This is a genomic window from Mycetocola miduiensis, assembly GCF_900115155.1.
Classification (GTDB): domain Bacteria; phylum Actinomycetota; class Actinomycetes; order Actinomycetales; family Microbacteriaceae; genus Mycetocola_A; species Mycetocola_A miduiensis.
In genome coordinates this window covers 211,210-237,932 of record NZ_FOVM01000005.1, presented here as the reverse complement: position 1 = coordinate 237,932, position 26,723 = coordinate 211,210, and the positions used below count along the sequence as shown (strand labels likewise).

Sequence of the window (26,723 nt, the reverse complement as noted above, 5' to 3'; positions counted from 1 at the left end):
CTCGATGCATGAGTGTGCACCTGGTTGGCGGCGGTTGGTCCGAGTCGAACGATGGGTCGGTTTACGCCCCCTTCCTGGCCGAAGCGGCTGAACGGGCGCGAGCGTCCGGCTTCGAGGGAGTACCGCGGATCGCCGTGGTCGTCGTCCGAGACGGTGACGGCGCCGAACACGCCGAGAAACTGATGTCGGCGACCGGAGCCACAGACGACTTCGAAGCGGTCGTCACCGCGCTCGCGCACGGTGAGGAAGCCACGACGGCGGCGCTCGCCGAAGTGCACGGCATCGTGGTCGGCGGTGGACTCACTCCTGCATACCTTGAGGCACTCCGCCCCGTCTTCGGCGAGATTCGCAGGCAAGTGTCCGCCGGAGTTCCCTACCTCGGCTTCTCAGCCGGCTCCACGATCGCCTCCGAGCATGCGCTCGTCGGCGGCTGGCGCATCGGCGGCGTCGAGGTCAGCCCCGAAGGCGGATCCGAAGGCCTCGATGAGGTCACCGTCGAGAACGGCATCGGGCTGCTCGACATCTCGGTCGACGTCCACGCGGTGCAGTGGGGGAATCTCTCTCGGCTGATCGCCGCAACCGAGGCCGGGCTTGTCGCCGGGGGCATCGCCATCGACGAGAACACGGCGTTCATCGTCGGAGAAGGCGCCCTTCGGGCTGTCGGAGCCGGCAACGTGTGGCAGGTTCTTCCCGCCGAGGCGGGTGTGCGCGTCTCGTCGCTAGCGGCCGAATGACGACCGGGTTCGACCTCGCCGCACTGGCGGCATCCGGTCGTCTCGACGCCGGCTGGGCCGACGCGCTCGCCCCTGTGCAGGAACAGCTGGATGCCATCGCCCAGGTCCTCGATGCCGACCGCGACGCCGGGATCGCCGTTCTGCCGGCACAGGAGAACATCCTCCGGGCTTTCACCGCGCCCCTCGCCGACGTGCGCGTCCTGATCGTCGGGCAGGACCCATATCCGACGCCTGGGCACTCGATCGGGATGGCTTTCGCTGTCGAGCCGCACGTGCGGCCGCTGCCGCGCAGCCTCGCCAACATCTTCCGGGAACTCGATGACGATCTTTCAACGCCGCCTCCGGCATCCGGAGACCTCACCCCGTGGACGCGCAACGGTGTGCTCCTCCTCAACCGAGTGCTCACCGTGCGCGCGGGGGAGTCGGGGTCCCATCGCGGCATCGGGTGGGAGACGGTGACGGACCTCGCGATCCGCACCCTGGTCGACCGGGCCACTCCGCTCGTCGCGATCCTCTGGGGCCGTGACGCACAGGCACTCGCTCCGATTCTCGGCGACACTCCCATTGTGGCCAGCGCCCACCCCAGTCCGCTCTCGGCATCCCGTGGCTTCTTCGGGTCGCGGCCGTTCTCGCGGGCGAACGCCCTCCTTGAAGAGCAGGGAGCTGACCCTGTGGATTGGAGTCTCGCTTCGGCCGGGCTCTGGTGAAACGCGCGCGAAACCCGAGTCGTTTACGATGTACTCGTGCTTGAAGAGGAATACCAGACCCGCCGGACGCTACCACCGCACCTGCGGAAGAAACCCGAGCCTGAGGCGCCCTTCCTGTACACGATCCGGGAAGCCGAAGTTGCCGATCTCCCGCACATCCGCGAGATCTACAACTACTACGTCATGAACAGCGTTGTCACCTTCGATGAAGAGAAGATGTCGCTTGCCAAGTGGAAGGCGAAGTTCGCCCACCTGCAGAAACTCGGCTTGCCGTTCATCGTCGCGGAGTCGCCGAACAAGGTGATCCTCGGATATGCGCTGGTGTCACCGTGGAAGGAGAAGCGCGCGTACCGCTTCACCGTCGAGAACTCCATCTACCTCGGCCCGGCATCGACAGGCAAGGGTCTCGGCCGCGTTCTGCTGGGCGAGCTGATCGACCGTTCGAAGGCGGCTGGACTCAAGGAGATCCTCGCGGTGATCAGCGACAAGGGAGCAGAAGCGTCGATCGCGTTGCATGAATCGTTCGGCTTCACCGAAATCGGCCGGATGGGTCGCGTCGGGTTCAAGTTCGAACGCTGGCTCGGAACGGTTCTCCTGCAGAAGTCTCTCAAATAACGGATGCCGACGAGCTGCGATAGCGTGTCGGCATGCCGAAATCCGCCCCTCACGACCGCCCTGCCAGGAACACCGTTCTTCGTTCATACGCCGGGGAGATCCACGCAAATCCGGCCGACGTGTATGCCGCGATCAAGCGGAGGCTGACGCCCCCCGATCCCGAGGTGTCCGGCTTCACCGCTGACGACGACCAACGACTGCTGATCGTCCAGGGCGGCTGGTGGTACCGCGGAGAATACCGGGTGCTGCCGGCCGACGGCGGATCGCGGATCGAACATGAACTCGTCAACGTCGCGCAGGCCGCCCACTGGGCGGGCCCGATCGCCGGGCGGAAATCGATCCAGCAGTCGGCGCACGTCTTCGGTCGGCTGCTGACCGAACTGGCGGCCGAGCTCGAGGACTGACCTCTTCGGAATAGGCTCGAGTTGTGACCGAATTGCATGAACTCAGCGCTCTCGACCAGTGGCTCGCCCTGCAGCGCGGTGAAGTATCGCCCGCCGAATTGACGGCGCACTATCTGGAGCGCATCGAGATGCTGGACCCGCAGCTCGGGGCATTCGTCACCGTGACCGTGGATGCCGCCACGCGGCGGGCGCAGGACCTCGAACGCATCGTGCCCAGAACGACCGCGCTCTGGGGGCTGCCCATCGCCGACAAAGACCTCACCATGCGTCGTGGCGTCGCCACCGGGTACGGCTCACGGGCATTCGCCGGCACGATCTCCCCGCGGTCGGAGGAGATCGTCGAAGTTCTCGACGGTGCAGGGGCGATCAGCCTCGGCAAGACCAACACACCGGAGTTCGGCATGCACGGCTACACCGAGTCGCTCGTTGCCCCCCCGGCCAGGAACCCGTGGGACCTCGCGCTCGGTGCAGGTGGGTCCAGCGGCGGGGCCGCTGGCGCGGTGTCTGCGCGGCTGTTGCCTTTTGCTCCAGGCAGTGACGGGGGCGGCTCCATTCGTATCCCAGCGGCAGCGTGCGGGCTCGTCGGCATCAAGCCATCGCGTGGTCTCGTCCCGGCAGGCTCCGGTATCGAATCCATCGGCGGTCTCGCCGTGAAGGGACCGATTGCTCGCTCGGTGACCGATGCCGCCCTCCTACTGGACGCGATGATCGGCCGCAGGAACGGCCGCATCGACCATCACTTCGCCCTCCGCGCCCCGGATGACAATGACGGCGACCTGCTGGGCGCTGCGGTTCGCGGCGAAGGCCGGTTCTCGATCGGCGTTCTCGGCAACTCGCCGTTCGAGGACGGCATGGAAATTCGCGTCGACCCCGAGGCATCCGCTGCGGTCAGCGTCGCTCTCGCGCACCTCGGTGCGATGGGGCACGGCATCGAGGACGTTCGCCTCGAGCATGACGGAGTGTATGCGGATGCCTTCCGCCGGTTATGGCATATTTCGGCGGCTTCGATCCCGGTCGACGACGACCGGTTGTCGTTGCTCGAGCCGGTGACCAGGCACCTGGTGCAATCCGGAAGGGAGCTCAGCGCCCGTGATATGGCGGAGACCTTGGCCGTTCTGACAGCGTTTGAACGCAGCGTTCTCGAGCAGTTCTCGCGCTTCGATGTCGTTCTGACGCCGACGCTGGGGCAGACGCCTCGGCCGATTGGCTGGTTTGACGACGAGGATGCTGAGCACAACTTCATCCAGCAATGCCAGTACTCGCCGTTCACTTCCTTCGTGAACGTCGCCGGGCTTCCGGCGATCACCCTTCCTGTGGCCGAGACGGTTGACGGCCTGCCCATGGGGGTGCAGCTGATCGGGCGGCCGGGTGGTGAGTCGACGCTCCTGTCGATCGGGAGTCAGCTGGAGCGCCGCATCCGTTGGCAGCTGCGCACGCCGCCGATCGCAGCGCGCTGAGCGGCGCTTGACCCCGAACACAGAGCCCCAACACTGATCCTCGACACAGAGCCATGGGCCACAATGGTCCTATGACCACAGCTGCCCGAGTGCATCTCGCGAAGACCCGCCCCACCGCCTACGAGAAGCTCGCGGCACTTTCAAAGGAGATCGGTCATCTCGCGCGCGACGCAGGTATTGAGCCGCTCCTGTGCGAGCTGGTGCAGATGCGGGCGTCGCAGATCAACGGGTGCGCCTATTGTCTCCGGGTGCACACGAAGAAAGCCCTGTCGATGGGGGAGACGACGGAGCGGATGACCATGCTTCCCGCCTGGCGCGAAGCGGGTTTGTATTCGGAGCGGGAGCGGGCGGCCCTCGCCCTCACGGAGGCCATCACCCTGGTCTCGCATGGGCACGTCTCCGACGAGATCTACGCCGCGTCCCGTGAAGTCTTCGATGAGGAGGAGTTCGCAACGCTGTCGTGGATGATTGTGTCGATCAACGCCTTCAACCGCATCGCGGTCACGAGCAGGTACCTCGTCGACCCCGAGGAGTCCTGAGCGGCGCGACGCTGGGAGCGGGCTGAACGGGCGTGATCTCGTCTGGCCAAGTCAGGTAAGGCTTGCCTATACTGAGAGGGAGATGACCCGACAGACCCGCTCCGACCACACCGGTCACAGAGCCAATGAAGCGAACCACAAGCACCGTGTTCAGTTCCTCATCGCTGGTGACGAAACGGTACTTCCCGAACTCGAAGCGATGCTGACGACCCTTCCGCTCTGTGCGACCGGTCGCGTGTTCGTCGAGGTGGGGTCTGCAGACGATATCGGTACCCTTCAGGTGCCACCGCGGATGACGGTGACCTGGTTGCCGCGTTCCGACCGCTCCGGTGCTCCCGGGTCCGGTCGGAGTTGCGCTCCAGGCGAGGCGGCATCCCGCGCCGTGCGTGCCTGGGCTGGTGAGATGCTCTGCGAGAACCCCGAAGAGATCCACGTGTGGCTCGGAGGTCACTACCGTGGAGTTTCCGAGGCCCATGATTACTTGACGGCCGACCTTGGAGTGTCTGAGGACGTCATCCAGACTCCTCCGGTTTACCGCCTCGGCGTCTCGCGCTGACCCGTTCTGGCGTTTCGCCACCCCGCAGTGAGCTTCCGGTGACGCAAAGACCCCGAATAGCGCCCCATAAGGGGCTTTAGCGTCACCGGAACCACTCGGGGGCTGGCCGCCTGGATGGATGCGTCGGAGGGGCAGAAGCGGAGCCTTCCCGCCATAATGGGGCGATGGCCTCCGACTTTCCTGCTCTCGCCCTGAATGACGGACACACGATCCCGCAGCTGGGGCTCGGCCTCTATAAAGTGCCGGAGGGATCCGTCGTCGATGTCGTCACCACGGCCATCGAGGCCGGGTACCGGCACCTCGACACGGCGACCCTGTACGCCAATGAGCGAGGCGTGGGGGAGGGCATCCGCCGGTCGGGCATCGACCGCGACGAGCTCTTCGTCACCACCAAGGTCTGGAACTCAGACCACGGTTTCGACAACACGCTGCGGGCGTTCGAGCACAGCATGGACCTGCTCGGCCTCGACCTGCTCGACCTCTATCTCATCCACTGGCCCGCCCCGACGCAGGACAGGTACGTCGAAACCTGGCGGGCGCTCGAGCGGCTCCAGACCGAAGGGCGAGTCAACTCGATCGGCGTCAGCAACTTTCATCCTCACCATCTGGACCGGTTGTTCGCCGAGACCGGCATTGTCCCTGCGGTCAACCAGATCGAGCTGCATCCGTGGTTGCCGCAGCGTGAAGCCCGGGCGTTCCACGACGCGAACGGCATCGTGACGGAGGCCTGGTCTCCGCTTGCCCGAGGCGGCATCCTCAACAACCCCACCCTTGACCTGATCGCAGAGAAGCACGGTGTGAGCCCTGCACAGGTGGTGATCCGGTGGCACCTGCAGCTCGGTAATGTCGTCATCCCCAAGTCGGTCACGCCGGCGCGCATCGCCGAGAACATCGATGTCTTCGGCTTCGAGCTCGACGACGCCGACCTGACGGGCATTGCCACCCTGGCCTCAGGGGAACGCACCGGGCGCGACCCGGATGACCTCGACTAGCGAGGACTAGCCGAGGGCAGCCCGAACCTGGGGCAGCACCTCGGTAGCGAACAATTCGATTGACCGCATAACGAGGGCGTGAGGCACACCAGACCAGTCCATTTGTAGGCAGTGACGGTCGTAACCGAGATGCCCGTGCAGGGCGACGATCTTGTCGGCGACCTCGTTCGGGCTGCCGGCGAAAATCGCCCCACGCTTCGCCGTCTGGGTGTCGTAACCGAGCCGGCTGGGGGCGGTGAAGCCGCGTTCAGCCGCGATCTTCGTCATCGACGTCTTCCAGTACGGATAGAGAGTGTCCTTCGCCTCCTGGCTTGTCGGCGCAATGAAGCCCGGTCCGGAGACAGCCACTCTCAGGGCGGATGCATCGTGCCCAGCCTTCTGGCCGGCCTCCCGGTACAGCGCAGCCAACGGCGCGAACTGCTCCGGATAACCGCCGATGACGGCGTAGTTGATCGGCAGGCCCAGGTATCCGGCGCGCATCGACGATTCAGGGTTGCCGCCGGTCGCGATCCAGATGTCGAGCTTGTCGGCGTGCGGCCGCGGCAGGATCAGCGCGTTGTCGAGGGCAGGACGGAACCGGCCACGCCAGGTCACCCGCTCGTTCGCGTTGAGCTCGAGCAGCAGGTTGAGCTTCTCTTCGTACAGGTCGTCGTAGTCGGCGAGATTCGCCCCGAACAGCGGGAACGACTCGATGAACGACCCACGGCCGGCAGCGAGTTCAACCCGCCCGCCAGTCAGCAGGTCGATGGTCGCGAACTGCTGGAACACCCGCACCGGGTCTTCGGTGGACAGCACAGTGACAGCACTGGAGAGCCGGATGCTCTTCGTCACGGTCGCCGCCGCCGCAAGAACGGTCGCGGGAGAACTGATCGAGTACTCCGGCCGGTGGTGTTCGCCGACGCCGAACCAGTCCAGCCCAGCCTCGTCTGCGAGGCGGATTCGTTCGATCGTCTCCCTGAGCTGCTGCTCGGGGGAGACCAGCCCGTCGGCCGGGATATCGCCGAACGTGTAGACACCGAGTTGCATGCTCATGAGGTGACCTACTGGCGTCCACGCCTCGCCGGGCGGATGTAGCCGCCCTTCTCAAGCCCGGCCTCGATTTCAAAGCGGTTCTTGAGCGGATTGGTGCCAGCGGCCAGATAGAACAGGGGGAACAGCATGCCGTACCGCTGCCACTGCCGCTTGTGCACGGCTTCGTGCTCGAGCACATCGTCCGAGACGTTCGTGCCGGTGAGGTAACAGCCGCCGACACACGAACCGCCTCGCCCGAACGTCCAGTTCGGCATCCCGGTGAAGATCCACAGCCCGTTGCGTCGCTGTACCCGACCTGTCGACCAGATCGAGCCCCAGACCAACCCGACGAGGTTGGCGTAGAGGTAGCCGAGGCGGCTGACCGGAGAGTCGAAGAGCATCCGCTTCATCGTTCGCTCCAGGGGTGTGCGGTGTCCGTCATGCTCCGAGGCTACCGGCCGGTCGCATGGCCGGTGTTCTCAGCGTGCGAGAGCGCCGAGAATTCTCAGGATGGTGCCGAGGTCGTCGACTGCATGAGCCGAACTCGCCGGAGCGAAACCGGTGATGCCGGCGCCGGCAAGCTCGAACTCGGCTCGGACAGCCCCGATCAGTTCCACGAGCGTCGCGGCAGGCAGGCCGAACGGTTCGGCCCAGTCGGTGCCGGCGATGTCGGCCGGGTCGAGAACGTCGAGGTCGACGTGCACGTAGACCCGCTTCGCTCCGGATGCCGTCACCGCGTCGACGAGCGCGGCGGGCGTCGCATCCTCGACCGAGAGGGTGCGGATGCGGGAGTTGTCGAGACACTCCTGCTCACCGGGGTCGATGTCGCGAGCGCCGATGATCACGAGGCGCTCAGGCGAGAGCGGCGTCTTCGGCGACAGTTCCGGAATCCCCTCGCCGATCAACGCGCGCAGCACCATGCCGTCGAACGATCCGGACGGGGAGTCAGCCGGAGTATTCAGGTCCGGGTGGGCGTCGAACCAGAGAACGCACGTGTCGTCGCCCGTTGAGAGAACGGAGTCGACGGCGGCGAGCTCAACGGAGCATCCTCCTCCGACGGTGATGACGGGGCCGGTGGCGGCACGGAGCGCTGCTTCCTGGCGATCCCGGATGATCCGCAGCGACGACAGGCGATTCACCCCGGTTTCGAGCGACTCGCCCGCTTCAGTCGGTACATCGACGATCTGGGTCGCAGAGGAGGGGAGGTCACCGCGGATCGCCTCAGCCCCGTCGATAAGGCGCATCGCGCGAGAGGAACCGGAACCCTGCCACGCGGGCACAACCACGAAAGTCGCCATTGTCTTAGTATCCGGTTTTCACGCACGCGACGCGAGGCAGGCGCGCCACTCGACCGCGTATTGCGGCCTGTTTCGGTGCCCATGGCGAGACGCGGCCCCGGCAGGGCAGAATGGTCCCTGACCACGAACGGCGAAAGGGAGGCAGGCATGACCGAACGCGCCGGCGACCGCCGCCTCCTCATGGTTGAAGTGACCGCCCAGCGCGAGCACTCACCCGCCTACGATGCGTACGTGCGTACCATGATCGACCGGGCCGCTGCTGAGGCCCGGGTTTCCGGCTGGGATGTCTCCCAGGTGTCCGCCGCCGACATCGGCGTCGACGGGCTGCTGCAGGCCGCCGAGAACGCCGACGCCGTCGTCATCATGGGCGGCGAAGACATCGACCCCCAGTTCTACGACGGCGAGCGGGGATACGAGGGCGAAGGGCATCACTTCGAAGTGGCGGATGCCGCCCAGATCCAGCTGGTCCGGCGGGCGGCGTCCCGCCACCTCCCCGTGCTTGGCATCTGCCGGGGCCACCAGGTCATCAACGTCGCCCTCGGCGGCACGCTCCTGCAGCACGTCGACGATGCCGGGCATCGCAACATCGACCTGCCCGTTGAGTACGCACTCGTCGAGCACCCCGTCCGGCTCGAGCCGGGCAGCATCCTCGGTGAGCGGTTTGGCCGAGACCACATCGTGGTGCAGAGCGCGCACCACCAGGTCGTCGACCGGCTCGGCAACGGGCTCCGCGCCGTCGGGTGGGCCCACGACGGCCACATTGAGGCAATCGAGCACGACTCCCTTCCGATCACCGGTGTGCAGTGGCACCCCGAAGCTCTCCTCGCCCCGGTAGGGCAACTGCGCGTGCTGCTCGACGGCCTCGCCGCGCAGGCCGGCGCGGTCCTCGAGAGCGCCTGACAGGCATCCTTTCGTTTTCCGCTCGAACGCAAAACAGGACATCGCACGGTTATCCGGACCGAATCGGAGGAGTCGGCCGGATAACCGTGCGATGTCCTGCTAAACCTGCCTCGCCTCCAGGAGTGAAGGCGAGCCGATTACTGGTTGGGAGTGTACGGAGCGCTCTGCGTCGCCTCGACCGCGGGCTGCGGCTGCCCGCCTGAGACGGGGGAGGGGCCGCCGGACTTCATCGCTGCGAGGCGGGCCTCGACTTCGGTGAGCTCACCGATGTCTTCGAGCGACTCGAACTGCGCGTCGAGGCTCGATGCGGCAAGCTCCTGCTGGCCACGCACCTTCGCTTCCTCGCGACGGATCTTGTCTTCGAAGCGGCTGACCTCGCTCGTCGGGTCCATGATGTCGATGCTCTTGACGGCATCAGCGACCTTCCGTTGCGCTTCAGCAGTCTTGGACCGCGCGATGAGCTCGCTGCGCTTCGACTTGAGCTGCTCGAGCTTCTGCTTCATGCCGTTGAGGCCGTTCTTGAGCTGGTCGACGACCTGCGTCTGCGACGCGATCTGCGGCTCGGCCATCTTCGCCTCGTTCTCCGAGGTGATCTGGCGCTGCAGGGCCACCTTGGCGAGGTTGTCGAACTTGTCGGCGTCTGACGTGTCGCCTGAGGCACGGTACTCGTCCGCCTTGCGGCTCGCAGCGAGGGCCTTGTTGCCCCAGTCGCCCGCCGCCCGGATGTCCTCGTGGTGGTCTTCCTCTAGGAGGCGCAGGTTCCCGATCGTCTCAGCGATGGCGCTCTCCGCTTCGGCGATGCTGTTGGTGTAGTCGCGGACCATCTGGTCCAGCATCAGCTGGGGGTCTTCGGCCTGGTCGATGAGTGCGTTGATGTTCGCTTTCGCCAGCTGGGCGATGCGCCCGAAGATCGATTGCTTTGCCATGAATTCTTTCCTCTCGATCGGTATCTGTGTTGTCTATCGGCCGTCAGAAACGGCCGCCACCCCGTCGGGAACGTGTGCCGCCCCCGCCGAAACTCCCTGCGCTGCGGCCGCTGCGCGAGCCCCCGCCGAACCCGCCACCGAATCCGCCGCCACCGAATCCGCCGAACCCTCCGCCGGACCGACCGCCGCCGCTGAGCACCGAGTTGATGAGGATGCCGCCGAGGATGGCGCCCATCATGCCGCCGCCCGACTGCTGCTGGCCCCCCATCATTCCGCCGCCCATCGGGCCGTAGCCGCCCGGCTGCATCCCGAAACCGGAGACATCCGCCTGGGCTGAATCGATCGCGGCGCGGGCGAGCTGATTCGAGGTCTGCGCGTAGGTCAGGGCTGAGACCGGGTCGGATGCCGCCAGCTGCTGCGCCTGCACCAGGTTGCGTCCCGCTTCGGCCAGCCGTGTCCGTGCATCGGCGCCAACGGCACCCCGGCGAGCGGTGATGTAGTCCTCGGCGGCCGAAACCTGTGCGCCGGCGGAGGAGAGCGCGTGACCAAGCTGGGACTGAGCCCGCTGGAGCTGCGCCTGGGCGTCCCGGACCTGCTGGAGAATCCCGTCGATGGACGTGTTCGCGGCTTCGAGCTGACGGAGCAGATCGAGCGGGTTGTGCGCTCCTGTGCGCTTCTGCTCCACCTCCGCGACCGCGGTCTCGGTCGCGCGGATCACGTTGACGAGCGAGCCGTCAGGGTCCGGCTGTGACCTCGCCAGCTGAAGGTCACTGCGCAGATCGCCGATGGCATCCGAGATCGACGCCTGCGCCTTGTCAAGATCCGCACCGAGCCTGTCGATGGCATTCAACAGCATCGCGGCCTGGTCGATGGCCTCCTCCGAAGCGCGGATGTCGACGGCAGCCTGGCCGAACTGGCCGGCTGCGATGTCTTCGTCGGCTGCCGCCAGGTTCTCGGCGGCGAAGGCCAGTCGTTCCTGCGCCTGCTCGACGTTGTCTGCGACGGTGCTGAGTGAGGCAGCGTCATAGCGTGCCGAAAGCGACTGGAGGCCTGCGGCTGCCGCCCCGAGGCGCTCCGTCACCTGCTGGTGCTCCGCGCGGAGCGCGGCGACGGCGGCCGGGGCATTCTTCTCGAGCTGCCGCAGTTCGTCGAATGCTTCGGCCTCCCGGTCGAGCGCGTCGTTGGCGTCGATGCACAGCCGGATGATCTCGGCGTTCCACGCGCGCACCTGTTGTTCGGTGTCCGGTTCGGCGTCGGCGAGCTTTTGCTTGATGGTGAACGCACGCGACAGGGCTTCCTTCGCGGAGTCGATCGCCGTGCGGAACGTGGTGACGCTTTCCTCACCGTACTGGGCCAGGGCGAAACCGAGTTCCTCCTGGCTGGTCTTCACGGCGTCGTCCGTTTCGACGAGGGCGCTTCCGGCCTGACGTTCCAGATCGGCTGTCTCGACTGCGGCGAGTTCGGCTGGTTCTCCGGCGCGCGGGTCGACCGCTTTCTTCTTGTTGCGCCTGCGCAGGGTGGCGGCGATCACGATAATCCCGATCACGACGATCGCGCCGATCACCAGCCACACCACAGAGTTCGACACGCCCCCGTCACCGCCGCCACCGGATGCCGCAACATCCTCCCCGGCGATGGCGTTGCCGAGCCCGGTTGCCGCGGCGACAGCTGCGCCCGCCCAGTCGTCGTCGCTCAATCGGGGCTGCACGAGCTGCTGCTCGATCTGGGCGAGCTGCTCATTGCTCACCGGCCCGTCGGTCGCGCCAGAGAGATAGTAGGTGCGCTGTTCGGTGGCCACTGCCAGCAGGTACTGGGAGGGTCCGAGACCGTTCGCCTCGGCGGTCGAATTCGTCCACTCGGCGGCATCGCTCGGATTGGTGAACTCGTCGACGTAGACGACCCAGAGGTCCGCACCCGATTCGTTGTTGAGGGAGTCGATCGCCGATTCGATCTCAGTGGTGTCCGATCCGGTGAGGACCCCGGCCTCGTCGAGCACACGCCCGGATCCGAGCTGAACCGGGTCGGTGGCAAACGCAGCAGCGGGAGTTCCCAGCACAAGCGCGGCAGTCACTGCCGAAAGAGCCCAGAGTGAGCGTGCCCGCATCTGCCCGCCTTCTGTCGTCGGTGGAGAACACCTGCGAGTCTAGGGTTGCCGGGCTGAGCGCGTCCAGAGAGTCGCCGTGAGGCCCGTGGGGTCGCCGCGTGGCATCCTCCTGTGCTATCCAATCGCCGCTATCCTTGCCCGGGTGATGAACGACCGCTACGGATCCGATGTGCTCGCGACCAACTGGCGGGCAAGTAAAACGCCTCCTCCGCTCGAGCAGGAGGCGCGAATCGACCTCGTCGTCGAAGAGGCGTCGACCGGCTGGTGCGGAGCCGTCACCGGGATCGAAGGCAAGACCGTCCAGCTCGAGGATCGCCACGGCAAACGCCGGATGTTCCCACTCGGCGCCGGGTTCCTGATCGACGGGAAACCGGTGATCCTCGTCGCGCCGCAGAAGAAGAAGGCGGCCGGTCCGACGCGGACGGCATCCGGCTCATTCGCCGTCGCTGATGCCCGCGCCAGGGTCGCCCTGCCCTCCCGCATCTATGTCGAAGGACGTCACGACGCCGAACTCGTCGAGAAGGTGTGGGGCGACGACCTCCGGGTCGAGGGTGTCGTCGTCGAATACCTCGGCGGCATCGACGACCTCGCCGCGATCATCACCGACTTCGCCCCAACCCCGAAGCGCAAGGTGGGCGTCCTCGTCGACCACCTCGTCCCGGGGTCGAAAGAGTCGAGGATCGCGGATGCCGTGATGCGCGGCAGTCACGGAGGAAACGTCCTCGTGGTCGGGCATCCGTACATCGACGTCTGGCAGTCGGTGAAGCCCGCCAGGGTCGGCCTGAAGGAGTGGCCGGACATCCCGCGGTCGATCGAGTGGAAGAAGGGCATCTGTGCCGCCCTTGGGCTGCCGAACGAAAGCCAGGCCGACATTGCGCGGGCCTGGCAGGCGATCCTCGGCCGCGTGCGCAACTACTCGGACCTGGAGCCGGCGTTCCTCGGCCGGGTTGAAGAGCTCATCGACTTCGTCACAGCTCCCTGACCCCTCAAGCCACCATCCGAAAGACCTCGGCCGGCCGGCTCACGGCGTCGACAACATGGCCGTCATCGCGGCACGGCGACGCGTCGGAGAGGTGAGGACATCCACGTTGTCCGACACCTGCTCGATCGAACCGACACCGGGTGGCAGGGCGCGTACCCGCTCGTCGGTGATCGAGTCGAGAAGTGCTTCGGGCACCGGGCCAAGCCCGAGGAACGGCCGTTCGTAGAACGGCCCGACGACGGCGTCGGCCTCGGGGAGTCCGCGGTCGCGTTGCAGGTCGTGCAGGACGGTGAGGGCATCGGCGAGAGCCGCCTCGCGGTCCTGCCACCGGCCGGCGGCGAGAGCCCTGGCGAGCGCCGGTTGGGCGCCGCCGGCCCCCCGCAGTGTAGAGAACCCGGTGCCGAGCCACTTGGAGTATGGGGGCCAGCGCCGTTCGAGCAGGAAGCCGAGCCGCATAATCGAGACACCGACCCGAGCGGCGATCAGACGCGACCCGGTGTCATCCCCAAGTATCCCGGCTCGGCCGATGAACGGCAGTTCCTGGCGAATCCGGGCCCAGTCAGCGGCGAGGACGTAGCGCCACACGTCGTCGGGGTACCAGGTGAGCTGTTCCCGGATCCGGCTGAAAGCCCCCGCCGAGTCGGTGAAGACCTCTCCGGCCGTGACCTCGAGGACCGACTGCCCGGTCAGCGATAACCAGTCGGTTACCGCAAGGTCCCCGGCAGCAAGGTCGCCGGCGTTCACACCGAGCCGCGAGAAGGCGAAGTGCTCAGCCGTCGTCACCTCGACCTGCGAGGTGGGGAGCGGATGCCCCGTGGTCGCGAACCGTGTGGGATGCCCGCGGTACTGGGCCGGGAGACTCTGGGCGAGGTGCGCACGGATCGGCGCGACGACATCCGTGGCCACCAGGAGCGTGAGCCTGAGCCCCCAGTCGTGATCGCGCGACATCTCGTCGTCGAGGCCGAGCACGTCGGAGCCGGCTCCGAGTCGTCCGGCGGCGTGGGGGAGCCCGGGCCATCGCGCTTCGATCAGGGGTGCGACGACGTCGTGGTAGTAGTCGCGGGCGAGTTCGGTGCCTGACAGGGTCATGATCGTCATCGTGCCAACTTGGCGGCCTTACCGCCACCAGGCGGCGCTATCGGCCGGGCAGGCGAGACGACGGCCTTCAGCGCTAGCCGACATCGCCGCGAGAACGACCGTTGAACGGTCCGGTGTGGAGAAAGGTGTGCCCTCGGCAGGATTCGAACCTGCGACCTGCGGTACCGGAAACCGACGCTCTATCCCCTGAGCTACGAAGGCGTGCATCACAAAACTATCAGAATTCTGCGCGCTCAAATCCCCGTTTCGCGAGTCGCGCGGGTGTTCCGGCCCGGCGCGGGCGTTTCGACACCCGCGCGAAGCAAAACGACCCGCGCGGGGCGATACCCCTACGACAGGTGTGCGATGGCCGCCTCAGCAAGCTGCTCGGCATCGCCTGGCTCGACGAAGTCGACAGCGCGCAGGGTCACCCAGTACGAACCGCTGAAGACCTGTGCCTCGCCCTCGTTCTCCACCACAGTGAAGTATCCCTCGACGGGGGGAGCGGCATAAGTCGGCACCTGCTGGCTCTCGGTCACGGCGCGGTTCTTCAGGTCGGTGAGTTCGTCCTCGCTGAGTTTGGCGACGGCCACGTCGATCGTGGTGTTACTCGTGTTGTTGACCCACTGGCAGGTGAGGCCGTTCATGGCGGCGATCTCGCTCGCTGCGGTGCCTGACTTCGGCGTGCCGTCCGGCATCAGGCTGACGTTCGGATTGAACTCGTACATGTCGTTGGGTGTGAGCAACTCATCGCAGGTGATCTCGACCGGCTGGCTCACGACAGGTGACGCAGATGGCGCCGGTTCCGGGGTCGCGCTCGGCAGTGCCGGTCCTGTCTCGGACGGCGCAGGCGTCGCGGTCGACGCTGGGGCCGGCGTGCAACCGGCGAGGAGGACGGAGCCGAGAATCGCGGTGGCGACGGCGAGCGGGCGGAGTGCGCGTGGGCGGGCGATCGTGGAAGCCATGTGAGTCTCTCTGTGGGGAATGCTTCGACCATAACAACAGTCACAGTCGGAATCGTGCACACGCCGCGCGGGGCGCATTCACGGCTCCGGATAGAATCGGATATGTGACTCCTGACGACCTTGCCGCTGCCCTGTTCGAACTCGTCGTGCCGCTCGCGGAGAACCGCCGCTCAGGAGCCGGAGCAGAGATCAGTCGCGACGACGTCGTCCTCGAACGTCCCCGCAACCGCGACCACGGTGACTGGGCATCGAACATCTCCATGCGGATCGCCAAGCGGATCGGCGCGAACCCTCGCGAGGTGGCCGCCGAGCTCGCTGAAGGCATCGCCTCGGTCCCCGGCGTCGCTACCGCTGAGGTTGCTGGTCCCGGGTTCCTCAACATCCGTCTCGACGCGGCAGCGACCGGTGCCCTCGCGAAGGTCATCGTCGAGGCCGGAGACACGTACGGGCACAACACGTCGCTCGCCGGACAGTCCATCAATCTCGAATTCGTCTCAGCCAACCCGACCGGACCGCTCCACATCGGACACACCCGCTGGGCCGCACTCGGTGACTCGATCGCCCGTGTGCTGAGCGCGTCCGGCGCGAAAATCGCCAGCGAGTACTACATCAATGACGCAGGCAGCCAGATGGACATCTTCGGCGCATCCGTACTCGCTGCGATCAAGGGCGAGGAGACGCCGGAGGGTGGATACCCAGGCGCGTACATCGCTGAGCTGGGCCGCCAGGTGCTCGAGATCGAGCCGAACCTCCTCGAGCTGCCCGCCGACGAAGCCGTCGCCACCGCCCGTGAACTCGCGTACAAGCTCCAACTGGTCGAGATCGAGAAGTCGCTGGCGAGCTTCAACGTGCATTTCGACGTCTGGTTCTCGGAGCGGGAACTTCACGCGACGAACCCTGAGACGGGTCGAAGTGCCGTCGATGACGCCGTCGAACGCCTTCGCGAGCAGGGTCACGTCTTCGACCAGGACGACGCGGTCTGGGTACGCACCACCGATTTCGGTGACGACAAAGACCGTGTGATCCGCCGCGGCAACAACATCTACACCTACTTCGCCGCGGATGCCGCGTACTACCTGTCGAAATCCGATCGGGGATTCGCGCACAAGATCTACCTGCTCGGCGCCGACCACCACGGTTACGTGCACAGGCTCAGGGCGCTCGCCGGTGCAGCTGGTGACGACCCCACCAAGGACATCGAGGTGCTCATCGGGCAGCTCGTCAGTGTCAACGGCGCCAAGCTGTCGAAGCGCGCGGGCAACATCATCGAGCTCGACGACCTCCAGGCGTGGCTCGGCACCGACGCACTGCGTTACTCGCTCGGGCGTTACCCGGCGGACTCCCCGCTGACCCTCGACCCGGAGCAGCTACGCAAGCGGAGCAACGACAACCCGGTCTTCTACGTGCAGTACGCCCACGCCCGCACTCACTCGGTCGCCCGCAACGCGGAGGCCGCCGGAGTCGACCGGAGCGCTTTCGTTCCCGAACTTCTCGAGCACGAAACCGAGTCAGCTCTGCTCGGCGCGCTGCAGGAGTTTCCGCGCATCGTTGCCCAGGCGGCCGAGCTGCGGGAGCCGCACCGTGTCGCGCGGTTTATCGAAGAGGTCGCCGGCCTGTATCACCGCTGGTACGACAACTGCCGGGTGATCCCGCTCGGTGACGAGCCGATCGGCGACGTGCACCGCAGCCGGCTGTGGCTCAACGACGCGACGGGCCAGGTGGTCCGCAACGGACTCGATCTGCTCGGGGTGTCGGCCCCAGAGCGGATGTAACGTGGCCGACGGCTGGGCAGCACTGCAGCACGACTCTGAATCCGGTCGCGAACCGGTTCGGAAGCCGGCGCGCAGGCGGGCCCTCACCGCCGTCGTCGTCCTCGTGGTGGCCGTCCTCGTCGTTCTTTCAGGCGCGTTCCTCGCTGAGTACATCACCCGTGGCGTGGTCGAGGACACGGTAGCCGCTGCCGCCGAGTCGAACCTGCCCTCAAACGTCGACGGCACGGTGGATGTGGACATCGCCGGGGACTGGGTCCTCCTCCAGCTCCTCAGCGGGCGGATGGAGCAGGTCACCCTCACCTCCGACGACCTGAGCTTCGATTCCATCCCCGTCGAAAAGATGACGGTGACCGCCCTCGGGGTTCCGATCGACCTCAAAGCCGCTGTGGAGGACATCGACGCGACGGTCACGCTCGACGAACCAGCGCTCAACGAATTGCTCACCCTTCCCGACAACGACGCGGCGATCACTCTTGGCGACGGCACGATCGGGTACGAAGGATCCACGTCGGTGTTCGGTGTGCCCATCGGTTACGTCGTCACCGCTGACCTGAGCCCCGACGGCACAGACCTGCTCGTCACCCCGCAGGGAGCCGAGGTGACGACAGCCGCTGGCGCCCTCGACCTGTCCGGCATTGTCGACAGGGTGGTCTCGGAACCCGTACGCCTCTGCCTGGCGGACAAGCTTCCGGTGGGCGTCTCGATCTCGTCCATCGAAGTCGAGAACGGCGTCGCGACCCTCTCCCTTGCCGCATCGGACGTCACCCTCTCTGACAGCTCTCTGAGCTCTCTGGGGGAGTGCCCCGCCTGACGGATGCCGTGGGCTGGATACCCTGCCCCGCATACGTCGCGTGCCACAATTTCACGACAGGGCCACGAGCCTCAGTAGAATCGAACTGTTTCCACCGCCTACCCGCGCGGTACGTTCCCCCTCCGCACGATTGGTTCCTGCCGTGGCTTCTCACCCACTCGCCCCGTCATGGCTGCACGCGCCCGACGATGCGAACGCCCTCGCCGAAGCAGTCTGGCCTGCGTCCGTCTCCCGGGCGGCAACCGGCGAACTCACCGTCGCCGGCGTCTCAGCGCCCGACATCGCCGCACAGTTCGGCACTCCCGTCTACGTCGTCGACGAGACGGATGCCCGCGACCGCGCCGCAGGCGTCCTCGCCGCGTTCCAGCGCGAGTTCGCCGCCGTCGGCAGCTCGGCCACCGTCTACTACGCCGGAAAAGCGTTCCTCTGCACCGAGGTGGCGCGCTGGGTCACCGAGGCCGGGCTCAACATCGACGTCTGCTCCGGCGGTGAACTCGCCGTCGCCCTCGCTGCCGGTGTCGACGCCTCACGCCTCGGCCTCCACGGCAACAACAAGTCGCTCGCCGAGATCGACCGTGCGGTCGAAGCCGGCATCGGCGCCATCGTGCTCGACAGCCTCCAGGAGATCCCGCGAGTCGCGGCAGCTGCTGAGCGTCACGGACGGAAGCAGCGGGTCCGGCTCCGGGTCAACAGCGGCGTTCACGCGCACACCCACGAGTTCCTCGCCACGGCGCACGAAGACCAGAAGTTCGGACTCCCACTCGAACACGCCGCAGACGCCGTCGCGACCGTTCGAAGCTTCGACTCGCTCGAGTTCCTCGGCCTGCACTGCCACATCGGCTCGCAGATCTTCGGATCGGACGGGTTTGCCGAGTCCGCCGCCCGGCTGCTCGCCGTGCACCGCGACCTCCTCGCTGCCGGTCCTGTGCCCGAACTGAACCTCGGCGGCGGGTTCGGCATCGCATACACCGACGTAGACGACCCCACCCCGATCGACGAACTCGCCCGCGAGATCGCACGGATCGTCGCCACCGAGTGCGACCGCCTCGGCGTGCCCATCCCACGAGTCGCTTTCGAACCCGGCCGGGTCGTGATCGGCCCGAGCACGTTCACACTCTACGAGGTGGGAACGACCAAGGACGTCGAGCTGCAGACGGCTGCCGGCGGTTCAGCGACGAGGCGCTACGTGAGCGTCGACGGCGGAATGAGCGATAACGCGAGACCTGCTCTCTACGGCGCGGACTATTCAGTCCGGCTGGCAGGCCGCACGTCCGATGCGGAACCGGTGCTCGTCCGCATCGCAGGCAAGCACTGCGAATCCGGTGACATCGTCGTCCAGGACGACTACCTGCCAGGCGACGTGGCGCCGGGCGACCTCGCCGCGGTACCTGCGACCGGCGCCTATTGCTGGTCGCTTGCGAGCAACTACAACTACCTGGGACGCCCGCCGGTCGTCGCCGTCAAAGACGGAGTCGCCCGCGTGATCGTCCGCGGCGAGACCGAATCCGACCTGCTGGCGCGCGACGCCGGATTGGATGCACGATGACCGAATACCGCACTGTCCGAGTGGCGCTGCTCGGCGCTGGCTCCGTCGGCTCCCAGGTGGCGAGGCTGCTCCTTGCCCACGGTGACGAGCTCGCCGCCCGCTCCGGCGCGAGGCTCGAACTCGTCGGGATCGCCGTCCGTGACATCGACGCCGGCCGCGATGTCGAACTGCCGCGTGAACTCCTGACCACGGATGCTGAATCGCTCGTCGTCGGGGCGGACATCGTCATCGAACTCATCGGCGGTATCGAACCGGCCCGCTCGCTCATTCTGCAGGCGATCCACGCCGGAGCGGATGTCGTCACAGGGAACAAGGCGCTGCTCGCGGCCCACGGTTCCGAGCTCTTCGACGCCACCGAACAGGTCGGCGCGGAGATCTACTACGAGGCGGCCGTCGCCGCAGCCATCCCGATCATCCGGCCGCTGCGCGACAGCCTCGCCGGCGACAACGTTCAACGCATCCTCGCCATCGTCAACGGTTCGACCAACTTCATCCTCGACCGGATGGACCGGTTCGGCGACAGCATGGAAGACGCCCAGAAGACGGCGTTCGAACTCGGCTTCCTCGAGGCCGACCCGACCCTCGACGTCGACGGTTACGACGCCGCCCAGAAGGCCACCATCCTGGCCAGCCTCGCGTTCCACAGCACCGTCCCCGCCGACGGCGTCTACCGTGAGGGCATCGCCGACATCACGCCGGCGCAGATCGACGCTGCCCGCACCGCCGGTTACGTCATCAAACTGCTGGCCATCGCCGAGCGGATCACCGCCGCCGACGGCACCGAGGGGATCTCGGCACGCGTCTATCCTGCTCTCGTCGCCCGCGAGCATCCGCTGGCCGCCGTGCACGGCGGAAACAACGCGGTCTTCGTCGAAGCCGAAGCAGCAGGGCCACTCATGTTCTACGGGGCAGGCGCCGGGGGAGTCCAGACCGCATCCGCTGTCCTCGGCGACCTCGTCTCGGCCGCCCGCCGCCACATCGCCGGCGGTCCGGGCCTCGGTGAGTCCACCCACGCCGACCTTCCGCTGCTGCCGATCGGCGACGTGATCACCAAGTACCAGATCACACTGCGGGTGAACGACCTGCAGGGCGTCCTTGCCGAGGTGGCGACCACCTTCGCCAACGGCGGCGTCTCGGTCGAGACTGTCGAGCAGACGATCGACCCGGAGGAGGGCGGCACCGCCTTCCTCGTGATCGGCACACACGCGGCGCGCGAGCACGCGCTCCAGGCCACCGTCGCAGCGCTGAAAGCCAGCGACGTTGTGAATTCAGTTGTCAGTGTTCTACGAGTTGAAGGAGTCTAAAGATGGCGAAGCAGTGGCGCGGAGTTCTGCACGAGTACGCAGACCGTCTCGACGTAACCGAAAAGACCCCCATCATCAGCCTGGGTGAGGGCGGAACGCCGCTCATCTACGCGGCAGCACTCTCCGCCCGCACCGGCGCGAAGGTTTGGGTCAAGTACGAAGGCATGAACCCGACCGGTTCGTTCAAGGACCGCGGCATGACCATGGCGGTGTCGAAGGCGGTTGAGGCTGGAGCAAAGGCCGTCATCTGCGCCTCCACCGGGAACACCTCGGCGTCCGCGGCAGCGTACGCAGCCCACGCCGGGATCACCGCCGCCGTCCTCGTCCCTGAGGGCAAGATCGCCATGGGCAAGCTTGCCCAGGCCATCGCCCACAACGCACAGCTCATCCAGGTCCAGGGCAACTTCGACGACTGCCTCGACATCGCTCGCGAGCTCTCGGCTAACTACCCGGTCCACCTCGTGAACTCGGTCAACAACGACAGGATCGAAGGCCAGAAGACGGCCGCATTCGAGATCGTCGAAGTGCTCGAAGACGCGCCCGACTTCCACTTCATCCCGGTCGGCAACGCCGGCAACTACACCGCATACACGCGCGGTTACACCGAAGAACTCGAACGAGGCATCAGTACGAAGCTGCCCCGGATGTTCGGATTCCAGGCTGCGGGCAGCGCGCCGCTCGTCAGCGGTAACGTCGTAAAGAACCCGGAGACCGTTGCAAGCGCCATCCGCATCGGAAACCCGGCATCCTGGGACCTCGCAGTCGCCGCACGCGAGGCGACCGACGGCTACTTCGGCGCGATCGAGGACGACATGATCCTCGCCGCGCAGCGCATCCTGTCGACCGAGGTCGGCATTTTCGTCGAGCCCGCCTCAGCGATCAGCGTCGCCGGCCTGCTCGAACGATCGGAAGCCGGTCTTGTTCCCGCAGGGGCGACGGTCGTGCTGACCGTCACGGGCCACGGCCTCAAGGACCCGCAGTGGGCGCTCCGTAACGCCGAGGGCGGCGACATCGCGCCGACCATCGTCCCGGTGGACGTCAACGAGGTCGCGAGCGTCCTCGGGCTGGCCAAGGGCTCCGCGTGAGCCTGACGGGCCGCTCCGTCACGGTTCGCGTTCCGGCCACATCGGCCAACCTCGGGCCGGGCTTCGACACGCTCGGCCTCGCGCTCAGCGTCTATGACGAGGTCACCGTCACCGTTCGCCAGGAGCCGGGAGCCTTCGTCGAGATCCAGGGCGTCGGCGAGTCCGTCGTCGCAACCGACGCGTCCAACCTCGTCGTCCGTGCGCTCGCCCACACCTTCGAGGCGATGGGCCAGTCGGTTCCCGGTGTCGACCTCGTCGCACACAACGTCATCCCCCACGGCAGGGGTCTCGGATCATCGGGTGCTGCCGTCGTCGCCGGGATCGTCGCTGCGCAGGGCTTGCTCGAAGGCATCGTCGACATCGACACCGACACGCTCCTGCGGCTCGCGACCGAATTGGAGGGGCACCCGGACAACGTGGCACCGGCCCTCTTCGGCGGGCTGACGATCGCCTGGGTCGAAGAAGCGGGTCCCCAGCACAAGAAGCTTCTCGTCCACCGCGGTGTGTCGCCGCTGATCCTCGTCCCTCAGCACACGCTGTCGACCAAGGTCGCCCGAAGCCTCCAGCCGGCCAGCGTGCCGCACGAGGATGCCGTCTTCAACGTGTCCAGGTCGGCACTCCTGATTGCCGCGCTCACCCAGAGCCCCGAGTTGCTCTTCGCTGGCACAGAGGACCGCCTGCACCAGAGTTACCGGGCATCCGCCATGCCGGAGACCGACCGTCTGGTGACGCTCCTGCGTTCGCACGGTCACGCCGCCGTCGTTTCGGGCGCAGGCCCGTCGGTGCTTGTCCTTGCCGACGGCCCCGGCCAGCGGCTCGAAGCAGCGGAACTCGTCGCTCGCGAATCGAAATCGCCGTGGGAGAGCATGCTGCTGGCCGTGGATGTTAAGGGCGCGTCCGTTCACACGTCGCTTCGCGACGCGTGAACGGACGCGCATCGCGAAGCGATGCGAAAGGCGGCAGCCCCTACTAAGGCAATCTGCATAACAAGACGGCTATCCCCAGCCGTCTTGTTCTCCCGACGTGAGAGTCTCGAGAACATGACGGCGAACCGCAACCACGTCGTTTCTCGACGATAGCTAGCTGCACAAAAAGACGGCGACCCCCAGCCATCTCCTGACCTAACCGCTCGTTGGCCGTTCTGCAACCCCGTTCGAGGGGTTCAGGGCGTCATTGCGGAAGTGGTAGAGTTGGCTTGATCCCGACAGGCAAGCCGAATGGCAAATCTGGCCTTCGGGTGATTTCTGCAAACCCAACGCCATCGCCGACTGCATTGTGCGTCTCTTGTTCTAGGGCACACACGGCGTGCGGGGTGCGAGTCAATCTGACGGACGCTCCCGCCAACGCGATGTGCTCTCCTGACGTGTATCCCACGGTTCAGGGGGAAGGAACCCACTTTCAGTGACCAATGTCAATATCCGTTTCGATACGGAATCAGGCGCAAACCTGACCTCCCTCAAGGTCTCAGACCTGCAGCTGCTTGCCAGCCAGTGGGGTATTCAGGGCGCATCCAAACTTCGCAAGGGGGAACTCGTGGAGAAGATCTCAGAGGCTCAGGCCGCTGCCGAGGTCGACGGGGCGACGTTGCCCGTCGTTTCCGAGGCAGGCGCCGAGGCGCCGGCTGAAGCTCCGTCGCAGGCCGAAGTGGCCGCCGTCGTCGAGGCCCCGGCTATCATGGCCGAACAGCCGCAGACAGAGACTCCTGCGGAGCAGTCAGCTCCCGTGGCACGGAAGCGTGCACCGCGGCGTGCGACGACCCAGTCCGCGAAAGAGGCCGCATCCGTCGTGGCACCCGAAGGCGTCGTCGCTGAAGCTCCGGCCGCCCAGGTAACAGAGGCTCAGGTAACAGAGGCTCAGGCACCGGAGGCTCAGGCACCCGATGCTGAGGCACCGGATGCCGTCGCAACGGAGTCGGCAGAATCGGCACCCGCCGAGCAGAAGCCGAGCGAGTCCGGCGACGAGGCGGGCGCACAGCGTCCCAAGAAGAACAACCGGCGTGGACGCGGTTCAAGAGGCGAGCGTACCGAGACCGAAACCTCGGAGCAGGTTGAGGAATCGGCAAGCTTCGAGACCGCAGCTTCCGAGCAGGGCGAGTCCGACGACTCCTCGCAGGAGCCCCGTCAGGGTCGCGGACGCAACCGCAACCGCAACCGGAGCAGCGACCAGGCCCAGGCCACGGACGAGAAGCAGGGCGGCCAGAACGACCGCAACCGCAACAACGACCGTGGGGGCAACGCCACTAACGACCGCAACGACCGCCAGGCTCCCGAGCGCGACGCCGACCGCCAGGGCGGCGACCGTAATGGCAACCGTGACCAGCAGCGCGAGCAGCAGGACGACGGCAGCCGTAACGGCCGCAACCGGTACCGCGACCGCAAGCGCCGCGGCGGAACCGACAACGCTGACTTTGAGCCGGAGATCTCCGACGACGACGTGCTCCTGCCCGTCGCCGGCATCCTCGACGTCCTCGACAACTATGCGTTCGTGCGGACCTCCGGTTACCTGCCCGGTTCGAACGACGTCTACGTGTCGCTCGGGCAGGTCAAGAAGTACAACCTGCGCAAGGGTGACGCCGTGGTCGGCGCGATTCGCCAGCCCCGTGAGAACGACACCAACGCTCGCCAGAAGTACAACGCGATCGTCAAGGTCGACTCGGTCAACGGCCAGAGCGTCGACGAGGCAGCAGCCCGCGTCGAGTTCGGCAAGCTCACCCCGCTCTATCCGCAGGACCGCCTGCGGCTCGAGACGGAGCCGGGCAAGCTCACGCAGCGCATCATCGACCTGATCGCCCCGATCGGCAAGGGCCAGCGCGGCCTCATCGTCGCACCGCCCAAGGCCGGCAAGACGATCGTGCTCCAGCAGATTGCCAACGCCATCTCGATCAACAACCCCGAGGTCCACCTCATGGTTGTCCTCGTGGACGAGCGCCCCGAGGAAGTCACCGACATGCAGCGCACAGTGAAGGGTGAGGTCATCGCCTCCACCTTCGACCGTCCTGCTGAGGACCACACCACGGTTGCCGAGCTCGCCATCGAGCGTGCGAAGCGCCTCGTGGAGCTCGGGCACGACGTTGTCGTGCTCCTCGACTCGATCACCCGCCTCGGCCGTGCCTATAACCTCGCTGCGCCGACCTCAGGACGCATCCTGTCCGGTGGAGTCGATGCATCCGCTTTGTACCCGCCGAAGCGTTTCTTCGGAGCCGCGCGCAACATCGAGAACGGTGGCTCGCTCACCATCCTCGCGACGGCGCTCGTCGAGACCGGGTCCAAGATGGACGAGGTCATCTTTGAAGAGTTCAAGGGCACGGGCAACTCCGAGCTCCGCCTGTCGCGCCAGCTGGCCGACAAGCGCATTTTCCCGGCTGTCGACGTCAACGCGTCGTCGACACGTCGTGAGGAGATGCTGCTCGGAGCAGACGAAGTCCGTGTCACCTGGAAGCTGCGTCGTGCCCTCGCTGGTCTCGACCAGCAGCAGGCGCTCGAGGTTGTCCTCGGCAAGCTCAAGGAGACCCAGTCCAACGTCGAGTTCCTCGTCCAGATGCAGAAGACGATGCCGGCGCCCGTCGCAGGCACCGGCCGCAGCCACGACCACGAGCGCGACCACCGCTAGCTGAATTGACGAACCCGTTTGCCTCCGGCGTACGACTCCTCTCGAGTCGGATGCCGGGGCAGGCGGGTTTTGTCATGACGCGGGTGGCAGGATGAAACGCAAAGGACGGATGAGAAATGTTTGAATCGGTATCGGTACTGATCGACGAGCACAAGGACCTGCAGGAACAGCTGGCCGACCCGGCAGTACACGCTGACCCTGCCCGGTCGAAGAAGATCAACCGGCGCTACGCCGAGCTGTCGAAGATTCTCGCGGCGCACTCGTCGTGGCTTCAGGCGCAGGAGGACCTCGCGGCAGCCCGCGAGCTCGCGAAGGAAGACGACGCGTTCGCTGCCGAAGTGCCCGGCCTCGAAGAGGGCATGGCGACGGCGCAGGAGAAGCTCCGCCGGCTGCTCATCCCGCGCGACCCGGATGACGGCCGCGACGTCATCATGGAGATCAAGGGTGGAGAGGGCGGCGCCGAGAGCGCACTCTTCGCGGCAGACCTGCTGCGGATGTACCTGCACTACGCCGAGTCGAAGGGCTGGAAGACCGAGCTCCTCGAACGCACCGAGAGCGACCTCGGTGGTTACAAGGACGTCCAGGTTGCCATCAAGTCCAACGCCAGCGACCCGTCGCAGGGGGTCTGGGCGCACCTCAAGTACGAGGGTGGCGTCCACCGCGTGCAGCGTGTTCCGGCGACCGAGTCGCAGGGTCGCATCCACACGTCCACCACCGGTGTGCTCGTTTTCCCGGAGGTCGACGCCCCCGAAGAGGTCGAGATCAGCCAGAACGACCTCAAGATCGATGTGTACCGCTCGAGTGGTCCTGGTGGCCAGTCGGTCAACACCACCGACTCCGCCGTGCGCATCACCCACCTGCCGACGGGCATCGTCGTGGCCATGCAGAACGAGAAGAGCCAGCTGCAGAACCGTGAGGCCGGTATGCGCGTGCTGCGCGCCCGGATCCTCGCCCGCCAGCAGGAGGAGCAGGCCGAACTCGACAGCGCCAAGCGCAAGACGCAGATCCGCACGATGGACCGGTCCGAGCGCATCCGTACGTACAATTTCCCCGAGAACCGGATCGCAGATCACCGCACCGGCTTCAAGGCGTACAACCTCGACGCTGTGATCAATGGCGCCCTCGATCCGCTGATCGACTCGGCCATCCGTGCCGACGAGGAGGCCCGCCTGGCCGACATCGGAGACCAGGGCTGACCTTCACTCGCAACCGCAGACGGAAAAGCCGGTCATTCTTAGGAATGACCGGTTTTTCTGTGTGTGCGGCATAGCGGTTCGATGCGTGCAAATGGCTCTAAAGTCGCCGCGAGAGGTGCCTTGGCGCATACTG

At 66.4% G+C, this 26,723-nt stretch carries 25 protein-coding genes and 1 tRNA gene; 18 read left to right on the top strand and 8 right to left on the bottom strand.

The window, feature by feature from the left end; all coding sequences use genetic code 11:
- Nucleotides 1-8: 8 nt before the first annotated feature.
- The 8 genes from BM197_RS10185 (at nucleotide 9) to BM197_RS10150 (ending at nucleotide 6,004) form a co-directional block, all read left to right on the top strand.
- Complete coding sequence (locus BM197_RS10185) at nucleotides 9-734, top strand: Type 1 glutamine amidotransferase-like domain-containing protein (RefSeq protein WP_090711103.1); 726 nt, start codon at nucleotides 9-11, stop codon at nucleotides 732-734.
- Nucleotides 731-1,441, top strand: a complete 711-nt coding sequence (locus BM197_RS10180; RefSeq protein ID WP_090711101.1) for a uracil-DNA glycosylase — start codon at nucleotides 731-733, stop codon at nucleotides 1,439-1,441. Before BM197_RS10185 ends, BM197_RS10180 begins: the two co-directional genes overlap by 4 nt.
- Nucleotides 1,442-1,477: 36 nt before the next feature.
- A complete protein-coding gene (locus BM197_RS10175; protein WP_090711099.1) occupies nucleotides 1,478-2,056 on the top strand; it encodes a GNAT family N-acetyltransferase in 579 nt (192 codons plus the stop codon).
- Between the two features lie 32 nt (nucleotides 2,057-2,088).
- Nucleotides 2,089-2,460, top strand: a complete 372-nt coding sequence (locus tag BM197_RS10170; protein WP_090711097.1) for a hypothetical protein — start codon at nucleotides 2,089-2,091, stop codon at nucleotides 2,458-2,460.
- A 23-nt stretch (nucleotides 2,461-2,483) separates the two neighbouring features.
- On the top strand, nucleotides 2,484-3,917 hold the full coding sequence (locus BM197_RS10165) for an amidase (protein ID WP_090711095.1): 1,434 nt from the start codon (nucleotides 2,484-2,486) through the stop codon (nucleotides 3,915-3,917).
- Between the two features lie 71 nt (nucleotides 3,918-3,988).
- Nucleotides 3,989-4,456: a carboxymuconolactone decarboxylase family protein gene (locus tag BM197_RS10160; RefSeq protein ID WP_090711092.1), complete on the top strand. Its 468-nt coding sequence runs from the start codon at nucleotides 3,989-3,991 to the stop codon at nucleotides 4,454-4,456.
- An 82-nt stretch (nucleotides 4,457-4,538) separates the two neighbouring features.
- A complete protein-coding gene (locus tag BM197_RS10155; RefSeq protein WP_090711090.1) occupies nucleotides 4,539-5,012 on the top strand; it encodes an SIP domain-containing protein in 474 nt (157 codons plus the stop codon).
- Between the two features lie 164 nt (nucleotides 5,013-5,176).
- Nucleotides 5,177-6,004 carry an aldo/keto reductase gene (locus BM197_RS10150; RefSeq protein WP_090711088.1) on the top strand — a complete coding sequence of 276 codons (828 nt, stop codon included), beginning with the start codon at nucleotides 5,177-5,179 and terminating at the stop codon, nucleotides 6,002-6,004.
- A gap of 6 nt (nucleotides 6,005-6,010) precedes the next feature.
- Here BM197_RS10150 and BM197_RS10145 read toward each other — a convergent pair whose 3' ends face one another.
- From BM197_RS10145 to BM197_RS10135, 3 genes are all read right to left on the bottom strand, one after another.
- Nucleotides 6,011-7,036 (bottom strand): LLM class flavin-dependent oxidoreductase, encoded by a 1,026-nt coding sequence (locus tag BM197_RS10145; protein WP_245762487.1) that lies wholly within the window; start codon nucleotides 7,034-7,036, stop codon nucleotides 6,011-6,013.
- A gap of 8 nt (nucleotides 7,037-7,044) precedes the next feature.
- On the bottom strand, nucleotides 7,045-7,425 hold the full coding sequence (locus BM197_RS10140; protein ID WP_090711086.1) for a Fe-S oxidoreductase: 381 nt from the start codon (nucleotides 7,423-7,425) through the stop codon (nucleotides 7,045-7,047).
- A 69-nt stretch (nucleotides 7,426-7,494) separates the two neighbouring features.
- Nucleotides 7,495-8,313, bottom strand: a complete 819-nt coding sequence (locus BM197_RS10135; protein ID WP_090711084.1) for an arginase family protein — start codon at nucleotides 8,311-8,313, stop codon at nucleotides 7,495-7,497.
- Nucleotides 8,314-8,460: 147 nt separating this feature from the next.
- Here BM197_RS10135 and BM197_RS10130 point away from each other — a divergent pair, with 147 nt between their 5' ends.
- On the top strand, nucleotides 8,461-9,213 hold the full coding sequence (locus BM197_RS10130) for a gamma-glutamyl-gamma-aminobutyrate hydrolase family protein (protein ID WP_090711082.1): 753 nt from the start codon (nucleotides 8,461-8,463) through the stop codon (nucleotides 9,211-9,213).
- 137 nt (nucleotides 9,214-9,350) lie between these two features.
- On the opposite strand, the gene BM197_RS10125 is transcribed toward BM197_RS10130, so the two are convergent.
- Nucleotides 9,351-10,139, bottom strand: coding sequence for a PspA/IM30 family protein (locus tag BM197_RS10125; protein WP_090711080.1), 789 nt, complete (start codon nucleotides 10,137-10,139; stop codon nucleotides 9,351-9,353).
- 43 nt (nucleotides 10,140-10,182) lie between these two features.
- Nucleotides 10,183-12,243 carry a TPM domain-containing protein gene (locus BM197_RS10120; RefSeq protein ID WP_090711079.1) on the bottom strand — a complete coding sequence of 687 codons (2,061 nt, stop codon included), beginning with the start codon at nucleotides 12,241-12,243 and terminating at the stop codon, nucleotides 10,183-10,185.
- Nucleotides 12,244-12,388: 145 nt separating this feature from the next.
- Here BM197_RS10120 and BM197_RS10115 point away from each other — a divergent pair, with 145 nt between their 5' ends.
- Entirely contained in the window at nucleotides 12,389-13,225 is an 837-nt protein-coding gene (locus tag BM197_RS10115) for a DUF3097 domain-containing protein (protein WP_090711076.1), read from the top strand.
- A gap of 39 nt (nucleotides 13,226-13,264) precedes the next feature.
- On the opposite strand, the gene BM197_RS10110 is transcribed toward BM197_RS10115, so the two are convergent.
- The 3 genes from BM197_RS10110 to BM197_RS10100 all read right to left on the bottom strand — a co-directional run bounded on the left by BM197_RS10110 (nucleotide 13,265) and on the right by BM197_RS10100 (nucleotide 15,267).
- Entirely contained in the window at nucleotides 13,265-14,323 is a 1,059-nt protein-coding gene (locus tag BM197_RS10110) for a DUF4037 domain-containing protein (protein WP_090711074.1), read from the bottom strand.
- Nucleotides 14,324-14,451: 128 nt separating this feature from the next.
- A tRNA-Arg gene (locus BM197_RS10105) sits at nucleotides 14,452-14,524 on the bottom strand.
- Between the two features lie 128 nt (nucleotides 14,525-14,652).
- Nucleotides 14,653-15,267: a hypothetical protein gene (locus tag BM197_RS10100; RefSeq protein WP_090711071.1), complete on the bottom strand. Its 615-nt coding sequence runs from the start codon at nucleotides 15,265-15,267 to the stop codon at nucleotides 14,653-14,655.
- Between the two features lie 104 nt (nucleotides 15,268-15,371).
- Between BM197_RS10100 and BM197_RS10095 the strand changes: the two genes are divergently transcribed.
- The 8 genes from BM197_RS10095 to prfA all read left to right on the top strand — a co-directional run bounded on the left by BM197_RS10095 (nucleotide 15,372) and on the right by prfA (nucleotide 26,590).
- A complete protein-coding gene (locus BM197_RS10095; RefSeq protein WP_090711069.1) occupies nucleotides 15,372-17,039 on the top strand; it encodes an arginine--tRNA ligase in 1,668 nt (555 codons plus the stop codon).
- Nucleotide 17,040: 1 nt separating this feature from the next.
- Nucleotides 17,041-17,850: an LmeA family phospholipid-binding protein gene (locus tag BM197_RS10090; protein WP_177216799.1), complete on the top strand. Its 810-nt coding sequence runs from the start codon at nucleotides 17,041-17,043 to the stop codon at nucleotides 17,848-17,850.
- A 142-nt stretch (nucleotides 17,851-17,992) separates the two neighbouring features.
- Nucleotides 17,993-19,396, top strand: a complete 1,404-nt coding sequence (gene lysA / locus BM197_RS10085; RefSeq protein ID WP_090711065.1) for a diaminopimelate decarboxylase — start codon at nucleotides 17,993-17,995, stop codon at nucleotides 19,394-19,396.
- Complete coding sequence (locus BM197_RS10080; RefSeq protein WP_090711063.1) at nucleotides 19,393-20,700, top strand: homoserine dehydrogenase; 1,308 nt, start codon at nucleotides 19,393-19,395, stop codon at nucleotides 20,698-20,700. Before lysA ends, BM197_RS10080 begins: the two co-directional genes overlap by 4 nt.
- 2 nt (nucleotides 20,701-20,702) lie before the next feature.
- A complete protein-coding gene (gene thrC, locus BM197_RS10075; protein WP_090711061.1) occupies nucleotides 20,703-21,785 on the top strand; it encodes a threonine synthase in 1,083 nt (360 codons plus the stop codon).
- On the top strand, nucleotides 21,782-22,711 hold the full coding sequence (thrB, locus tag BM197_RS10070; RefSeq protein WP_090711059.1) for a homoserine kinase: 930 nt from the start codon (nucleotides 21,782-21,784) through the stop codon (nucleotides 22,709-22,711). Before thrC ends, thrB begins: the two co-directional genes overlap by 4 nt.
- 475 nt (nucleotides 22,712-23,186) lie before the next feature.
- A complete protein-coding gene (rho, locus tag BM197_RS10065) occupies nucleotides 23,187-25,394 on the top strand; it encodes a transcription termination factor Rho (protein ID WP_090711056.1) in 2,208 nt (735 codons plus the stop codon).
- 116 nt (nucleotides 25,395-25,510) lie between these two features.
- The gene (gene prfA / locus BM197_RS10060) at nucleotides 25,511-26,590 is read left to right on the top strand and encodes a peptide chain release factor 1 (protein ID WP_090711054.1); all 1,080 of its coding nucleotides are present in this window, start codon (nucleotides 25,511-25,513) and stop codon (nucleotides 26,588-26,590) included.
- Nucleotides 26,591-26,723 lie beyond the last annotated feature (133 nt).

Bases quoted from the DNA above. Each gene is read 5' to 3' on its own strand.
- BM197_RS10145 (WP_245762487.1), bottom strand. From the start codon at position 7,036: ATGAGCATGCAACTCGGTGTCTACACGTTCGGCGATATCCCGGCCGAC.
- thrC (WP_090711061.1), top strand. From the start codon at position 20,703: ATGGCGAAGCAGTGGCGCGGAGTTCTGCACGAGTACGCAGACCGTCTC.
- BM197_RS10140 (WP_090711086.1), bottom strand. From the start codon at position 7,425: ATGAAGCGGATGCTCTTCGACTCTCCGGTCAGCCGCCTCGGCTACCTC.
- BM197_RS10155 (WP_090711090.1), top strand. From the start codon at position 4,539: ATGACCCGACAGACCCGCTCCGACCACACCGGTCACAGAGCCAATGAA.
- BM197_RS10120 (WP_090711079.1), bottom strand. From the start codon at position 12,243: ATGCGGGCACGCTCACTCTGGGCTCTTTCGGCAGTGACTGCCGCGCTT.
- BM197_RS10125 (WP_090711080.1), bottom strand. From the start codon at position 10,139: ATGGCAAAGCAATCGATCTTCGGGCGCATCGCCCAGCTGGCGAAAGCG.
- BM197_RS10170 (WP_090711097.1), top strand. From the start codon at position 2,089: ATGCCGAAATCCGCCCCTCACGACCGCCCTGCCAGGAACACCGTTCTT.
- BM197_RS10180 (WP_090711101.1), top strand. From the start codon at position 731: ATGACGACCGGGTTCGACCTCGCCGCACTGGCGGCATCCGGTCGTCTC.
- BM197_RS10160 (WP_090711092.1), top strand. From the start codon at position 3,989: ATGACCACAGCTGCCCGAGTGCATCTCGCGAAGACCCGCCCCACCGCC.
- prfA (WP_090711054.1), top strand. From the start codon at position 25,511: ATGTTTGAATCGGTATCGGTACTGATCGACGAGCACAAGGACCTGCAG.
- BM197_RS10080 (WP_090711063.1), top strand. From the start codon at position 19,393: ATGACCGAATACCGCACTGTCCGAGTGGCGCTGCTCGGCGCTGGCTCC.
- BM197_RS10135 (WP_090711084.1), bottom strand. From the start codon at position 8,313: ATGGCGACTTTCGTGGTTGTGCCCGCGTGGCAGGGTTCCGGTTCCTCT.
- BM197_RS10130 (WP_090711082.1), top strand. From the start codon at position 8,461: ATGACCGAACGCGCCGGCGACCGCCGCCTCCTCATGGTTGAAGTGACC.
- BM197_RS10150 (WP_090711088.1), top strand. From the start codon at position 5,177: ATGGCCTCCGACTTTCCTGCTCTCGCCCTGAATGACGGACACACGATC.
- BM197_RS10100 (WP_090711071.1), bottom strand. From the start codon at position 15,267: ATGGCTTCCACGATCGCCCGCCCACGCGCACTCCGCCCGCTCGCCGTC.
- BM197_RS10115 (WP_090711076.1), top strand. From the start codon at position 12,389: ATGAACGACCGCTACGGATCCGATGTGCTCGCGACCAACTGGCGGGCA.
- BM197_RS10185 (WP_090711103.1), top strand. From the start codon at position 9: ATGAGTGTGCACCTGGTTGGCGGCGGTTGGTCCGAGTCGAACGATGGG.
- BM197_RS10110 (WP_090711074.1), bottom strand. From the start codon at position 14,323: ATGACGATCATGACCCTGTCAGGCACCGAACTCGCCCGCGACTACTAC.